Here is a 14,157-nt window from a genome sequence, read left to right as displayed (position 1 = left end):
GGGCGGGGTCAGCCCACGAGGCCCAGCTCCCGGGCGATCAGCATCCGCTGCACCTCGCTCGTGCCCTCACCGATCTCCAGGATCTTGGAGTCGCGCCACATCCGGGCCACCGGATACTCGTTCATGAAGCCGTACCCGCCGTGGATCTGCGTGGCCTCGCGCGCGTTGTCGACGGCGACCGTGGACGAGTAGAGCTTGGCGAGCGCGGCCTCCTTCTTGAAGGGGTCGCCGCTGACCAGCCGGGACGCCGCGTCGCGCCAGGCGAGGCGGGCCGTGTGCGCCTTCATCTCCATGTCGGCGATCTTGAACTGGATCGCCTGGTACGCCCCGATGTTCCGCCCGAACGCCTGCCGCTCCTTGGCGTACTTCACCGACTCGTCCACGCAGCCCTGGGCGAGCCCCGTCCCGAGGGCCGAGATCGCGATCCGGCCCTCGTCGAGGATCCGCAGGAACTGCGCGTAGCCGCGGCCCTCTTCGCCGAGCAGGTTCGCGCGGGGGACCCGGACGTCGGCGAAGGACAGCTCGCGGGTGTCGGAGGCGTTCCAGCCGACCTTCGAGTACGGGGCGGCCACCGTGAAGCCGGGGGTGCCGGACGGCACGATGATCGAGGAGATGCGCGGGCGGCCGTCCGCCTTGCGCCCGGTGACGGCCGTGACCGTCACCAACCCCGTGATGTCCGTGCCCGAGTTGGTGATGAAGCACTTGGTGCCGTTGATCACCCATTCGTCGGTGTCCTCGTCGAGCCGGGCCGTCGTCCGTGTCGCGCCCGCGTCGGAGCCGCCGTCGGGCTCGGTCAGTCCGAACGCGCCCAGGATCTCCCCGGAGCACAGCCGCGGGAGCCACTCGGCCTTCTGCTCGGGCGTGCCGAAGAGGTGCAGGGGCATCGCGCCGAGCGAGACGCCGGCCTCCAGCGTGATGGCCACCGAGGAGTCCACACGGGCCAGTTCCTCCAGGGCGATGCCGAGAGCCAGGTAGTCGCCGCCCATGCCGCCGTACTCCTCCGGGAACGGCAGGCCGAACAACCCCATGCGGCCCATCTCCCGCACGATCTCGTACGGGAACTCGTGCCGTTCGTAGAAGTCGCCGATCTTCGGCGCGACGACATCGTGCGCGAACTCCTCGACCGTGCGCCGGAGTTCTTCGAGTTCGGGGGAGAGGCGGTGGTCCATGGGGTCACTGCTCCTTGTGGGAGAGGGCTCTGACGGTGCGGGAGGGGCTGGGTCGGCCCAGTTGTCCGGCCATCCACCCGCTCGTGGCGGTGAGGCGGCCGAGGTCGACACCGGTCTCGACGCCGAGGCCCTGGAGCATCCACACCAGGTCCTCGGTGGCGAGATTGCCGGTGGCGGACTTGGCGTACGGGCAGCCGCCGAGGCCGCCCGCGGAGGCGTCGACCGTCGTGACGCCGTACTGGAGGGCGGCCAGGGTGTTGGCGAGCGCCTGGCCGTAGGTGTCGTGGAAGTGCACGCCGAGCGCGCTCACCGGGACGCCCGCCTCCCCGAGCGCGGCGAGCAGCGCCAGCACGTGCCCCGGCGTCGCCACGCCGATGGTGTCCCCGAGGCTCAGCTCGTCGCAGCCGAGGTCGAGCAGGGCACGGCAGACGCGCACGACCTGCGGGACGGGCACGGGCCCCTCCCAGGGGTCGCCGAAGCACATGGACAGATAGCCGCGCACGTGGAGCCGCTCGGCGCGCGCCCGCTCGACCACCGGGGCGAACATGGCGAGCGCCTCGTCGACCGTGCGGTTGAGGTTGGCGCGGGCGAAGGACTCGGTGGCACTGGCGAAGACGGCGACGTGACGGGCGCCGAGGGCCAGGGCGCGGTCGAGTCCCCGCGCGTTCGGCACCAGCACGGGCAGGGCGACGGGCAGGTCGCGGACGAGCGGGAACAGCTGCTCGGCGTCCGCGAGCTGGGGTACCCACTTCGGGTGCACGAAGCTGGTCGCCTCGATGGTGCCGAGGCCCGCGTCCGCGAGCCGCCGGACGAACTCCGCCTTGACCTCGGTGGGGACGGTCGCCTTCTCGTTCTGCAGTCCGTCGCGCGCGCCGACCTCGTGGATCCGCACCCGCGCGGGCAGACCCCGCGCCGGTACGGCCATGGGCAGGCCGGGTGGGGGCGTGGTCATGACGTCTCCTCCGGTGCCGGGGCGGCGGCGCCCGCCGGGGAGGCCTGCGCCGGGGCCGTGGCCGCCGGGGTGACGACCGCCAGGACCTGGTCCATGGCGACGGTCGAACCCGGCGTGACGTCCAGTTCGCTGACGGTGCCCGCGTGCGGTGCGGAGACGACGTGCTCCATCTTCATCGCCTCGACCACCAGCAGGGCCTGTCCGGCGCTCACCTCGTCTCCGACGGCGACCTTCACGACCGTCACCGTGCCCGGCATGGGGGCGGTGAGCGAGTCGGCGCCCGCGTGGCCGGCACCGGTGAGGGAAGCGGCCACGGGGTCGTGGTCGCGCACCTGCCAGGCGTCGCCGTCGCGGCCGATCCAGTCGCCGGCGCGGTGGAAGGTGTGGCGGACGCCGTCCAGGGTCACGCAGACCCGGTCGGCGGTGACCGAACGGCTGCCGCGCGGGCGGTGGGTGACGGGTTCGAGGCCCGGCACCCGCAGGGGGAAGGCGAGCGGGGCGGGCTCGCCGCCCAGCCGCCATCCGGTGGGCACCGAGAACGGGTCGGTCCAGCCGGTGCGCTCGGGCGCGAGGGCGTCGAGACGGATCGCCGCCGCGGCCTCGTACACCTCCTCCGGCACGCCGTCCGGGATCAGGGACTCGGCCTCCCGCTCGACCAGGCCCGTGTCCAGTTCGCCCGACACGACGGCCGGGTGGGCCAGCAGCCGCCGCAGGAACCCGGCGTTGGTCTGCACGCCGAGCGTGACCGTCCCGGCGAGGGCGGCCCGCAGCCTGCGCAGCGCCGTGGCCCGGTCGGGGCCGTACGCGATGACCTTGGACAGCATCGGGTCGTACAGGCTGCCGACCTCCGTGCCCTCGGAGAGGCCCGAGTCGGTGCGCACGCCGTCGCCCCGGGGTTCGCGCAGGGACAGCACCGTGCCGCCCGAGGGCAGGAAGCCGCGGGCCGGGTCCTCGGCGCAGATCCGTGCCTCGACCGCGTGCCCGGTGAGGGAGATGTCCTGCTGCCCGTACGGCAGCGGCTCGCCCGCCGCGACGCGCAGCTGCCACTCGACCAGGTCGAGGCCGGTGACCAGCTCGGTCACCGGGTGCTCCACTTGGAGGCGGGTGTTCATCTCCATGAAGTAGTACGAGGACGGGTCGCCGCCGGGGACGATGAACTCGACCGTGCCGGCGCCGCGGTAGCCGCAGGACCGGGCCGCCTGGACGGCAGCCTCGCCCATCGAGGCGCGGGTGTCCTCGTCCAGGAGGACGCTCGGCGCCTCCTCGATGATCTTCTGGTGGCGGCGCTGGAGGGAGCACTCGCGCTCGCCGAGGTGCACGACGTTGCCGTGGCCGTCCGCGAGGACCTGGATCTCGATGTGCCGGGGGCGGTCGATCCAGCGCTCGACGAGGAGGGTGTCGTCGCCGAAGGAGGCGCGGGCCTCGCGGCGGGCGGCGGCGATCTCGTCGGCGAGCAGGGCCTCCTCGCGCACCAGCCGCATGCCCTTGCCGCCGCCGCCCGCGGACGGCTTCAGCAGGACGGGCATGCCGATCTCACGTGCGGAGTCGGCGAGTTGGGCGTCGGTGAGGCCGCTGCCCGAGGAACCGGGGACGACCGGGACCCCCGCCGCCCGCACGGTCTCCTTGGCGCGGATCTTGTCGCCCATGAGGTCGATCGCGGAGGCGGGCGGGCCGATGAAGACCAGCCCGGCGTCCGCGCAGGCCTGGGCGAAGGCGGCGTTCTCGGCGAGGAAGCCGTAGCCGGGGTGGACGGCCTGCGCCCCCGTCCGCGCGGCCGCCGCCAGCAGCCGGGCGGCGGACAGATAGCTCTCGGCGGCCGGTGCCGGACCGATCCGGACCGCCGTGTCGGCCTCCCGGACGTGCCGGGCGTCCGCGTCGGCGTCGGAGAAGACGGCCACCGAGCGCACGCCCAGGGCCCGCAGCGTACGGATGACCCGGACGGCGATCTCGCCGCGGTTGGCCACAAGTACCGTGTCGAACATCGTCAGGGGTCCCCTCACATCCGGAAGACGCCGAAGCCGGGATCACCCAGCGGGGCGTTGGCACACGCGGTCAGGGCGAGGCCCAGTACCTGGCGGGTCTCCAGCGGGTCGATCACGCCGTCGTCCCAGAGCCTGGCCGTCGCGTAGTAGGCGTTCCCCTGCTGCTCGTACTGGGCGCGGATCGGGTCCTTGAAGGCCTCTTCCTCCTCCGCGGGCCAGGACTCGCCGCGGGCCTCCGCCTGGTCGCGCTTGACGGTGGCGAGGACGGAGGCGGCCTGCTCACCGCCCATCACGGAGATCTTGGCGTTCGGCCACATCCACAGGAAGCGCGGGGAGTACGCCCGGCCGCACATCGAGTAGTTGCCCGCGCCGTACGAGCCGCCGATGACCACGGTCAGCTTCGGCACGCGCGTGCAGGCGACCGCCGTGACCATCTTGGCGCCGTGCTTGGCGATGCCCCCCGCCTCGTACTGGCGGCCGACCATGAACCCGGAGATGTTCTGCAGGAACAGCAGCGTGATGCCGCGCTGGTCGCACAGCTCGATGAAGTGGGCGCCCTTCTGCGCGGACTCGGAGAAGAGGATGCCGTTGTTGGCGACGATGCCGACCGGGTGCCCGTGGATCCGGGCGAAGCCGGTCACCAGGGTCTGCCCGAACTCCGCCTTGAACTCGGCGAAGCGCGAGCCGTCGACCACGCGCGCGATGACCTCGCGCACGTCGTACGGAGTGCGGGAGTCCACCGGCACCGCGCCGTACAGCCCGGCGGGGTCCACCTTGGGCTCCACGGCCGGCTCGACCGTCCAGGGCAGGGCCCCGCGCGCGGGGAGCGTCGCGGCGATGGTCCTGACGATCCGCAGCGCGTGCGCGTCGTCCTCCGCGAGGTGGTCGGTCACACCGGAGACGCGGGAGTGGACCTCGCCGCCGCCCAGCTCCTCCGCGGTGACCACCTCGCCGGTGGCCGCCTTCACCAGCGGCGGACCGCCGAGGAAGATCGTGCCCTGACCGCGCACGATCACGGCCTCGTCGCTCATCGCGGGGACGTACGCGCCGCCCGCCGTGCAGGAGCCGAGGACCGCGGCGATCTGCGGGATGCCGGCACCCGACATCCGCGCCTGGTTGTAGAAGATCCGCCCGAAGTGCTCGCGGTCGGGGAAGACCTCGTCCTGCATGGGCAGGAACGCGCCGCCCGAGTCGACCAGGTAGATGCACGGGAGGCGGTTCTCCAGGGCCACCTCCTGGGCGCGCAGGTGCTTCTTCACCGTCATCGGGTAGTACGTGCCGCCCTTGACCGTGGCGTCGTTGGCGACGACCACGCACTCGCGGCCGCTCACCCGGCCGATCCCGGCGATCACCCCCGCGGCCGGTGCCGCGCCGCCGTACATCCCCTCGGCCGCGAGCGGCGCCAGCTCCAGGAAGGGCGAGCCCGGGTCCAGGAGGGCGTCCACCCGGTCGCGGGGCAGCAGCTTGCCGCGCGCGGTGTGCCGGTCCCTGGCCCGCTCACCACCGCCGAGCCGGGCCGCGGCGAGCCTTCGCCGCAGCTCCTCGCCCAGCGCGTGGTGCGCCGCCTCGTTGGCCCGCCAGGCCTCCGACGCGGGATCGGCCGCGCTCGTCAGCTCCGGTGCCTCGTGCATCCTGCGGTCCCCTCACCTTGTTAATGAGCGTTAACGCATTTCCTCCAGGTTAACGAGCGCTAACCTCCCTGTCTAGAATCGTTCTCATGGCCACCAGAACCGACGCCCCCACCCGTCGCGAGCAGATCCTCAGGGAGGCCGCCCGGCTGTTCGCCGAGCGCGGCTTCCACGGCGTCGGAGTGGACGAGATAGGGGCCGCGGTCGGCATCAGCGGCCCCGGTCTGTACCGGCACTTCGCGGGCAAGGACGCGATGCTCGCCGAGCTGCTGGTGGGGATCAGCGGCCAGCTGCTCACCGGCGGCCGGCGCCGGGTCGCCGAGGCCCGGGGCGGCCCGGAGGCGGTCCTCGACTCGCTGATCGAGGGGCACATCGACTTCGCGCTCGACGACCGCCCATTGATCACCCTGCACGACCGTGAGCTGGACCGCCTCCGGGACAGCGACCGCAAGCTCGTGCGCCAGCTCCAGCGGCAGTACGTCGAGCTGTGGGTGGAGGTCGTCCGCGAGGTCTACCCGGACCTGGCCGAGCCCGCGGCGCGCTCGGCCGTGCACTCGGTCTTCGGGCTGCTGAACTCCACGCCCCACCTGGGCCGCCCCGGCGCCCTGCCGGGCCGCGGGGTCACCGCCGAGCTGCTGCACCGGATGGCGCGGGGCGCCTTCGGCGCGGCCGGAGCGGCCTCCGGGGCGTGACGAGCGTCATGGGGCGGCCGGTCTGGACGACCGTCGTGACCGCCGGGTAACGTGATATCTGAGCAAGCGCTTAGATATCCCAGACGGAGGTGGCGGCGGTGCGCCGTACGGTGTTCAACGAGGATCACGAGGCGTTCCGGGAGACCCTCCGGGCCTTCATCGAGGCCGAGGTCGTACCCGTGTACGACGAGTGGTTCGCCGCGGGCCAGGCACCGCGCGACTTCTATTACAAGCTCGCCGAGCTGGGCATCTTCGGCATCCGCGTCGACGAGGAGTACGGCGGCGCCGGCATCGACTCGTACAAGTTCGAAGCCGTCATGTACGAGGAGACCTCCCGCGCCGGTGTGCAGTTCGGCGGTTCCGGCGTGCACGTGCTGCTCGGCCTGCCCTACATCAAGACGCTCGCCACCGACGAGCAGAAGAAGCGCTTCCTGCCGAAGTTCGTCTCCGGCGAGGAGATGTGGGCGCTCGCGATGACCGAGCCGGGCACCGGCTCCGACCTCGCGGGCATGAAGACCACCGCCAAGCTCTCCGAGGACGGCACGCACTACGTCCTCAACGGCTCCAAGACGTTCATCACCGGCGGCGTGCACGCCGACCGGGTGATCGTCTGCGCCCGCACCGACGCGCCGAGCGCCGAGGACCGCCGCCACGGCATCTCCCTCTTCGCCGTGGACACCAAGTCCGAGGGCTACTCCATCGGCCGCAAGCTCGACAAGCTGGGCCTGAAGACCTCCGACACCGCCGAACTGGCCTTCGTCGACGTGAAGGTCCCCGTCGAGGACCTCCTCGGCGAGGAGAACAAGGGCTTCTCCTACCTCGGCCACAACCTCGCGTCCGAGCGCTGGGGCATCGCCTTCGGCGCCTACGCGCAGGCCGCCGCGGCCGTCCGGTTCGCCAAGCAGTACGTCCAGGAGCGCACGGTCTTCGGCAAGCCCGTCGCCTCCTTCCAGAACACCAAGTTCGAGCTGGCCGCCTGCCAGGCCGAGGTGGACGCCGCGCAGGCCGTCGCCGACCGTGCCCTGGAGGCCCTCGACGCGGGCGAGCTGACCCCGGCCGAGGCCGCGTCCGCGAAGCTGTTCTGCACCGAGGTCGCGCACCGCGTCATCGACCGCTGCCTCCAGCTGCACGGCGGCTACGGCTTCATGAACGAGTACCCGATCGCCCGCCTGTACGCCGACAACCGCGTCAACCGCATCTACGGCGGCACCAGCGAGATCATGAAGACGATCATCGCCAAGGACATGGGTCTGTAAGGCACGCGAAAAACATTCACGGTACAACTGACCTCATGAGTCAGGCACTTGATTCCCTGCTCGATCTGCTCGACCTCGAGCGGATCGAGCGGGACATCTTCCGCGGCCAGTCACGGTCCGCCGTCGTCCCGCGCGTCTTCGGCGGACAGGTGGCGGCGCAGGCCCTGGTCGCCGCCGGCCGCACCGTCCCCGCGGACCGGCCCGCCCACTCCCTGCACGCGTACTTCCTGCGCGCCGGGGACCCGGGCGCGCCCATCGTCTACACCGTGGACCGCATCCGCGACGGGCGCTCCTTCACCACCCGCCGCGTGGTCGCCGTCCAGCACGGGCAGCCGATCTTCCATCTCTCCGCGTCCTTCCAGACGTACGAAGAGGGCCTGGAGCACCAGGCCGCCATGCCGCCGGCCCCGGACCCCGAGACGCTCTTGACCACGGCCGAGATGCTGCCGCGCTACGCCGAAGTCTTCACCGATCCCGATGTGGCGCGGCGTCTCGCCGAGGCACGTGAGGCCGTCGACCTGCGCTACGTCGACGCGCCGCCCTTCGGCAGCGTCGGCGAGGCCCGCGAGCCCCGCTCCCAGGTGTGGTTCCGCACCAACGGCAAGCTCGGCGGCGCCATCGACGAACCCCTCCTGCACGTCTGCCTCGCCACGTACGTCTCCGACATGACGCTCCTGGACTCGGTGCTGCTCCCGCACGGGCGCGGCGGCTGGGCGATCGGGGACGTCGTCGGGGCGTCCCTGGACCACGCGATGTGGTTCCACCGGCCGTTCCGCGCCGACGAATGGCTCCTGTACGACCAGGAGTCCCCGTCGGCGTCCGGCGGCCGCGGGCTCGGGCAGGCCAGGATCTACACCCAGGACGGCCGGCTGGCCATCTCGGTGATCCAGGAGGGCGTGGTCCGCGTTCCCCGGTGAGACCGGGCCCCGGGGCGCCGCCCGTGGCCGCGGCCCCGGCCGGGTGCTACGCCAGGCCCGCCGCGTCCAGCAGGTACGCCGTCATCGGGTCGTAGTGGCGCGGGCTGGTCACGTGGTCGTCGAGGGGGATCGTCACCTGGAGCGTGCCCTCGGCCTCGGCGAGGAAGAGGGCGGGGTCGTTGCAGTCGGCGTAGCCCATGGAGTCGATGCCGGACTGGCCCGCGCAGCCCGCCCAGCCGTGGTCGGCGACGACCAGGTCGGGCAGCGGGCGGCCGTCGCGCTCGAGACCGTTCAGGATGGCGCGCATGGGCTCACCCGAGTGGGTGTGCCAGAGCGTGGCCCCGTGCTCCAGGACCGCCACGTCCGCGAACTGGAAGACGTACCCCTCGTCCGTCTGGAGTCCCGCCGGGATGACGACGATCTCGCAGCCCGCGGTGCGCAGGGCGTCGGCGGTCGCGCGGTGCACGTCGAGCAGTCCGCCGGGATGGCCGGTGGCGAAGAGGACCCGCTGCCTGCCCGCGGCGGCCTTGCGCAGCCGGGCCGCCATCCGGTCCAGCGCGTCGACGGTCAGCTCGGGGTCGATGGTGTCCTGGCCGTAGCGGTACTCCGGGTCGTCGTTCACACCGCACCGTTCCGCCATCACCGCGAGCACGTCCTGCTCGTCCTTCCAGCGGTCGCCGAGTTCGAGGCCGAGCCAGTAGTTGCGGTCGCCGTTCGCGAGCTTGCGGTAGTGGGAGAGGTTGTTCTCGCGGGGCGTGGCGACATCGCCCGCGATACGGGTCCGTACGAGGTGGTCGACGAGCTCGGCGCGGCTGGGGGTCCCGGGTATCGGCATGCCTCCCATTGTGCCGGGGGGTCCCGTCCGGGGCGCCGGTGTCCCGGACCCTGGGACGTGCGTCACTCGCCGCGCGACCCGGTGACCTCCTCCGTCACCCCTCCCGCAGCGCGAACCACAGCTCCATCCGTACGTCGGGGTCGTCGAGGTCCGCCGCCAGCAGGGCCGCGCACCGCGTGACGCGCTGGCGCACGGTGTTGCGGTGCACGGACAGCGCGACCGCCGTGCGGTCCCAGCTCCCGTGCAGGGAGAGCCAGGTGCGCAGGGTCTCGGTGAGGGCGGGGGTCGCGGCGATGGGGGCGAGCAGGGCCTGTGCGTGCGCCCGGGCGTCGGCCGCGGGGATCAGGTCCGCGAGCGCGGGGCGCTCCCCGTGGCGCACCAGGGCCGTGCGGGTGGCCCTGGCGCGGGCCAGGGCGCGGGCGGCCTGGGCGTCGGCCGCCGTCCAGGCGGGCGGGTCCGCGGGGGCGCTCACCCCGCAGATCCAGCCCGCCTGGACGGCCGGTTCGCGGTCGGCGGGGACGAGGACGCGGACGACGCCGTCGCGCACGTCGACGAGCGCGGAACCGAGCGCGGCGCCGAGCGCGGACGCCGCGACGGCGTCCGGTGCCGGGGTGTCCCCGGCGGGGACGGCGTGCACGACGAGCCGGCGCCCGCCGCCCAGCAGCGGCGCCACGTCCTCGGGGGACGCCCCCAGCAGCAGCCGCACCAGCGCCGCCGAGCGGGCCGCCCCGGTCCCGCTGAGGTGCTCCCCGGTGAGCAGGGACAGCAGGACCGCGGCCACGGAGGCGATGGTGTGGTCGCCCGGGGCACGCCGGGGGCCGGCGACCCCGAGGACGAAGCCCCGGCCCGCGCCGAGCGCGTAGGCGGCGAGATGGACACCTTTGACGGTGTCGGTGGCGGACGCGGGCCCGGGCGAACTCCCGCCCCCGCCGCCCCCGACCACCCGCACCAGCTCCCCGAGCGCCCGCACGGCTCCGCGGTCCGGCGAGGGGAGCGCTTCCGGGCCGGCGGGCGTCCGCGGTGTCCCGGCGGGCGTCCGGGCCGTCGCGGACGTCGCGGCCGTCGGTGGGGTCCGGCCGGAGCCGGGTGCCGTGCGGGGTCCGTCCGGCGCGGGGGTCCGGGGCGGGTCCGGGTGCCCGGGCCCGGGTTCCGGGAGGCGGCCCGCCGACGTGAGCAGGCGGCCGTCGGGGCCGTACAGGGTGGCCAGGCCGCCCACCCACCGGGCCAGCCGGCGCAGCACCGCCGGGACCGGGTCGGGCCGGGCGGCGGCCGCGGCGAGGCTCTGCTGGGCCTCCGTGACGCGGCGCAGTTCCGCGAGGCGGGCCCGGGCCATCAGCTGCCACACCGCGCGGGCCACGCCCGAGAACGTGGTCTGCGGCGGGACCTCCAGCAGCGGCAGGGCGTACGTGTCGCAGGCGGCGACGAGCGCCCGCGGGACCCTGTCGTGCACCGGCGCGAGACCGAAGCCGAGCGCCGCCCCGCCCGCGGCGACGATCCGCGACACGTAGCCGTCGAAGTAGGCACCGGGCTCCGCATCGTCCGGGACGTGCACCCCCGCGGTCAGCAGCAGCTCACCGCCCAGCAGATACGGGTACGGGTCGGCCATCTCCGAGGTGTGGGCCCAGTGGATCGCGGTGCCGGGGGCGGCCGGGCCCGCGATCTGGCGCAGTCCCAGGTCGTCCCGGGCGAGGAGCGCGCCGAGCGGCACCGGCGGGGTCGGCGGGACGGGCGGGGCGGACGGGTCCGGCATGGTGGACGTTTCCTCCATCCGGAGCGGGTTCGGTGGATGAAAAGTACACTTCGCAGTCGCTCTCGGGCCACCTAGGGTCGGAGCCGTCGGGCAGCCGTCGGCAGCCGCGGGCGCGGGCGGGACGTCACCGCGAGCGGGCGCCGCACCACCGGCCGCGTCCCCGCCGTACGGCACGCCGCCGGCGGGTGCGCGTGGCTCCGAACCCTTGTCCGAACCGGGGCGGGATCCCCAGTAGAGTCGTATCCGTTGTACATACGCGACGAAGCGTAGGAAAGAGAGCACCTCACCATGAGCAGCACCGAGACGCCCCGCGGGCCCGTCGACTCCTCCCGCATCCCGCGGTACGCCGGACCCGCGACCTTCGCCCGGCTGCCGCGCCTCGACGAGGTCGGCTCGGCCGACGTCGCCGTGGTCGGCGTCCCGTTCGACTCGGGTGTCTCCTACCGGCCGGGCGCCCGCTTCGGCGGCAACGCGATCCGCGAGGCGTCGCGGCTCCTGCGCCCCTACAACCCGGCGCAGGACGCCTCGCCCTTCGCCCTCGCGCAGGTCGCCGACGCCGGCGACATCGCCGCGAACCCGTTCAACATCAACGAGGCCGTGGAGAGCGTCGAGGCGGCGGCGGACGAGCTGCTCGGCACCGGCGCCCGCCTGATGACCCTCGGCGGCGACCACACCATCGCGCTGCCGCTGCTGCGCTCGGTCGCCAAGAAGCACGGCCCGGTCGCCCTGCTCCACTTCGACGCCCACCTGGACACCTGGGACACCTACTTCGGCGCCGAGTACACGCACGGCACCCCGTTCCGCCGGGCCGTCGAGGAGGGCATCCTCGACACCGAGGCGCTCTCCCACGTCGGCACCCGCGGCCCGCTGTACGGCAAGCAGGACCTGACCGACGACGAGAAGATGGGCTTCGGCATCGTCACCTCGGCGGACATCTACCGCCGCGGTGCCGACGAGGTCGCCGACCAGTTGCGCCAGCGCATCGGGGACCGCCCGCTGTACATCTCCATCGACATCGACTGCCTCGACCCGGCGCACGCCCCCGGCACCGGCACCCCCGAGGCCGGCGGCATGACCTCGCGCGAGCTGCTGGAGATCCTGCGCGGCCTGTCGTCCTGCCACCTGGTCTCCGCGGACGTCGTCGAGGTCGCACCCGCCTACGACCACGCCGAGATCACGGCGGTCGCCGCGTCCCACACGGCGTACGAGCTGACGACGACCATGGCCCGCCAGATCGCCCAGGAGAAGGCGGCGAAGTGACCCACGACCACGACCAGGACCTGCGGCCGACCGCGGCGCAGACCGAGGCGGCGCTGAACCCTCCGCCGGGCCGCATCGGCGGGGACCTGGTCGTGGAGACCCTCGCCGGCCTCGGCGCGACGACCGTCTTCGGACTGCCCGGCCAGCACGCGCTGGGCATCTTCGACGCCCTGCGCCGCTCGTCCCTGCGCTACGTGGGGCTGCGCGTCGAGAACAACGCGGCATTCGCGGCGGACGCGTACGGCCGGATCACGGGCGAGGCGGCACCGCTGCTGCTGTCGACGGGCCCCGGCGCGCTGACCTCGCTGGCCGCGCTCCAGGAGGCGGCCGCCGCCTCCGCCCCCGTCCTCGCGATCGGCAGCCAGGTCCCGGCCGCGGGACTGGGCGGCGGCCGCCGCGGCTATCTGCACGAACTCACCGACCAGCAGGCCTCGTTCCGGGGCGTGGTGAAGTCCGTGCACACGGTCCGTACGCAGTCGCAGATCCCGTCGGCGATCGCCGCGGCATGGGAGTCGGCGCTGACGGCACCGCACGGCCCGGTGTGGGTGGAGATCCCGCAGGACGTGCTGCTGGCCGAGGCCCGCCTGCCCGTGGTGACCGCGATGGACGCGACGCCCGAGGACGTCGTCCCGCGCCCCGAGCTGACGGCGCTGGCCGCCGACCTGCTGTCCCGTGCGAAGCGCCCGGCGATCATCGCGGGCGGCGGCGTCGTACGGGCGGACGCGTCCGGGAAGCTGAGAGCGCTGGCGGAGAGGCTGAACGCGCCGGTCGTCACCACCTTCGGCGGCAAGGGCGCCTTCCCCTGGACGCACCCCCTCTCGCTCCGGTCCTGGCTGGAGGACCGGCACACCACCGACTTCCTGGAGGACGCGGACGTCCTGCTGGTCGTCGGCTCGGGCCTCGGTGAACTGTCCTCGAACTACCACACGTTCAAGCCCCGCGGCCGGGTCGTCCAGATCGAGGCGGACCTCGGCAAGCTGGAGGCCAACCACCCCGCCCTGGGCATCCACGCCGACGCCCGCCTGGCGCTGTCGGCGCTGCTGGAGACGGTGGACGCGCGCACCGACCCGACGGCCCCCGACCGGGTGCGCGGCGTGCTGGAGAAGGTCGGCGAGCGCATCGCCGCCCAAAAACTCACCCTGGAGCAGGACGTGCTGGCGTCCGTGCGCCGGGCCCTGCCGGACGACTCCCCGTCCTTCTGGGACATGACGATCCTGGCCTACTGGGCCTGGTCGGCCTTCGACGCCCGCCGGCCCAACACCATGCACTCGGCGCAGGGTTCGGGCGGCCTCGGCTACGGATTCCCGGCGGCGCTGGGTGCGGCGGCGGCCGACCCGACCCGGCCGGTCCTCGCGGTCTCCGGTGACGGCGGCGCCCTGTACTCGATCGCCGAGCTGGCCACGGCGAAACAGTACGGCCTGGACGTCACCTGGCTGATCGTCGACGACGGCGGCTACGGCATCCTGCGCGCTTACATGACGGACGCGTTCGGAGAGCCCACGGCCGGGGCCACGGAGCTGGCCCGCCCCGACTTCGTCGCGCTCGCCGAGTCCTTCGGCGTCCCGGGCGTGCGGACGAGCCCCGCGACGCTGGAGGCGGACCTCGCGACGGCGCTCGCGGCACCCGGTCCCTCGGTGGTGGTGCTCCCGGCGGTGCTGCGGATGTTCGCGCCGACGCATCTGGGCTGACCCGGGCCGGCGGGGCGGGAACGGGGAA

General features: G+C 73.6%; 11 protein-coding genes. 5 read left to right on the top strand and 6 right to left on the bottom strand.

What is annotated here, in order from left to right; all coding sequences use genetic code 11:
- Positions 1 to 8: 8 nt before the first annotated feature.
- The 4 genes from ACFYP4_RS07240 to ACFYP4_RS07225 are packed head-to-tail and all read right to left on the bottom strand — an operon-like array spanning position 9 to position 5,734.
- A complete protein-coding gene (locus ACFYP4_RS07240) occupies positions 9 to 1,169 on the bottom strand; it encodes an acyl-CoA dehydrogenase family protein (RefSeq protein ID WP_358849798.1) in 1,161 nt (386 codons plus the stop codon).
- A gap of 4 nt (positions 1,170 to 1,173) precedes the next feature.
- On the bottom strand, positions 1,174 to 2,121 hold the full coding sequence (locus ACFYP4_RS07235; RefSeq protein ID WP_358849799.1) for a hydroxymethylglutaryl-CoA lyase: 948 nt from the start codon (positions 2,119 to 2,121) through the stop codon (positions 1,174 to 1,176).
- On the bottom strand, positions 2,118 to 4,103 hold the full coding sequence (locus tag ACFYP4_RS07230; protein WP_388783536.1) for an acetyl-CoA carboxylase biotin carboxylase subunit: 1,986 nt from the start codon (positions 4,101 to 4,103) through the stop codon (positions 2,118 to 2,120). Before ACFYP4_RS07230 ends, ACFYP4_RS07235 begins: the two co-directional genes overlap by 4 nt.
- A 14-nt stretch (positions 4,104 to 4,117) precedes the next feature.
- Positions 4,118 to 5,734 (bottom strand): carboxyl transferase domain-containing protein, encoded by a 1,617-nt coding sequence (locus ACFYP4_RS07225; protein ID WP_388783533.1) that lies wholly within the window; start codon positions 5,732 to 5,734, stop codon positions 4,118 to 4,120.
- Positions 5,735 to 5,820: 86 nt separating this feature from the next.
- Between ACFYP4_RS07225 and ACFYP4_RS07220 the strand changes: the two genes are divergently transcribed.
- The 3 genes from ACFYP4_RS07220 to ACFYP4_RS07210 all read left to right on the top strand — a co-directional run bounded on the left by ACFYP4_RS07220 (position 5,821) and on the right by ACFYP4_RS07210 (position 8,596).
- Positions 5,821 to 6,423: a TetR/AcrR family transcriptional regulator gene (locus tag ACFYP4_RS07220; protein WP_358849802.1), complete on the top strand. Its 603-nt coding sequence runs from the start codon at positions 5,821 to 5,823 to the stop codon at positions 6,421 to 6,423.
- 98 nt (positions 6,424 to 6,521) lie between these two features.
- On the top strand, positions 6,522 to 7,679 hold the full coding sequence (locus ACFYP4_RS07215; protein ID WP_358849803.1) for an acyl-CoA dehydrogenase family protein: 1,158 nt from the start codon (positions 6,522 to 6,524) through the stop codon (positions 7,677 to 7,679).
- A 35-nt stretch (positions 7,680 to 7,714) separates the two neighbouring features.
- Positions 7,715 to 8,596 carry an acyl-CoA thioesterase gene (locus ACFYP4_RS07210; protein WP_388783528.1) on the top strand — a complete coding sequence of 294 codons (882 nt, stop codon included), beginning with the start codon at positions 7,715 to 7,717 and terminating at the stop codon, positions 8,594 to 8,596.
- A gap of 46 nt (positions 8,597 to 8,642) precedes the next feature.
- Here the strand turns inward: ACFYP4_RS07210 and ACFYP4_RS07205 are convergent, their stop codons facing one another.
- Together ACFYP4_RS07205 and ACFYP4_RS07200 are read right to left on the bottom strand one after the other, a co-directional pair.
- A complete protein-coding gene (locus tag ACFYP4_RS07205) occupies positions 8,643 to 9,431 on the bottom strand; it encodes a phosphatase (RefSeq protein WP_358849805.1) in 789 nt (262 codons plus the stop codon).
- Positions 9,432 to 9,525: 94 nt separating this feature from the next.
- Entirely contained in the window at positions 9,526 to 11,181 is a 1,656-nt protein-coding gene (locus ACFYP4_RS07200; protein WP_388783525.1) for a PucR family transcriptional regulator ligand-binding domain-containing protein, read from the bottom strand.
- Positions 11,182 to 11,469: 288 nt separating this feature from the next.
- Between ACFYP4_RS07200 and speB the strand changes: the two genes are divergently transcribed.
- Together speB and ACFYP4_RS07190 are read left to right on the top strand one after the other, a co-directional pair.
- On the top strand, positions 11,470 to 12,441 hold the full coding sequence (gene speB, locus ACFYP4_RS07195; RefSeq protein ID WP_388783523.1) for an agmatinase: 972 nt from the start codon (positions 11,470 to 11,472) through the stop codon (positions 12,439 to 12,441).
- Entirely contained in the window at positions 12,438 to 14,129 is a 1,692-nt protein-coding gene (locus tag ACFYP4_RS07190; protein ID WP_388783520.1) for a thiamine pyrophosphate-binding protein, read from the top strand. The genes speB and ACFYP4_RS07190 overlap by 4 nt, the downstream gene beginning before the upstream one ends.
- Positions 14,130 to 14,157 lie beyond the last annotated feature (28 nt).

The organism is Streptomyces sp. NPDC005551, assembly GCF_042871785.1.
Classification (GTDB): Bacteria; Actinomycetota; Actinomycetes; order Streptomycetales; family Streptomycetaceae; genus Streptomyces.
Note: the sequence above shows the minus strand (reverse complement) of the source record. Positions and strands in the feature narration are given on the sequence as shown.

Excerpts from the sequence above, each read along its gene's own strand:
- ACFYP4_RS07240 (WP_358849798.1), bottom strand. The coding sequence starts at position 1,169 with ATGGACCACCGCCTCTCCCCCGAACTCGAAGAACTCCGGCGCACGGTC.
- ACFYP4_RS07235 (WP_358849799.1), bottom strand. The coding sequence starts at position 2,121 with ATGACCACGCCCCCACCCGGCCTGCCCATGGCCGTACCGGCGCGGGGT.
- ACFYP4_RS07230 (WP_388783536.1), bottom strand. The coding sequence starts at position 4,103 with ATGTTCGACACGGTACTTGTGGCCAACCGCGGCGAGATCGCCGTCCGG.
- ACFYP4_RS07225 (WP_388783533.1), bottom strand. The coding sequence starts at position 5,734 with ATGCACGAGGCACCGGAGCTGACGAGCGCGGCCGATCCCGCGTCGGAG.
- ACFYP4_RS07220 (WP_358849802.1), top strand. The coding sequence starts at position 5,821 with ATGGCCACCAGAACCGACGCCCCCACCCGTCGCGAGCAGATCCTCAGG.
- ACFYP4_RS07210 (WP_388783528.1), top strand. The coding sequence starts at position 7,715 with ATGAGTCAGGCACTTGATTCCCTGCTCGATCTGCTCGACCTCGAGCGG.
- ACFYP4_RS07205 (WP_358849805.1), bottom strand. The coding sequence starts at position 9,431 with ATGCCGATACCCGGGACCCCCAGCCGCGCCGAGCTCGTCGACCACCTC.
- ACFYP4_RS07200 (WP_388783525.1), bottom strand. The coding sequence starts at position 11,181 with ATGCCGGACCCGTCCGCCCCGCCCGTCCCGCCGACCCCGCCGGTGCCG.
- speB (WP_388783523.1), top strand. The coding sequence starts at position 11,470 with ATGAGCAGCACCGAGACGCCCCGCGGGCCCGTCGACTCCTCCCGCATC.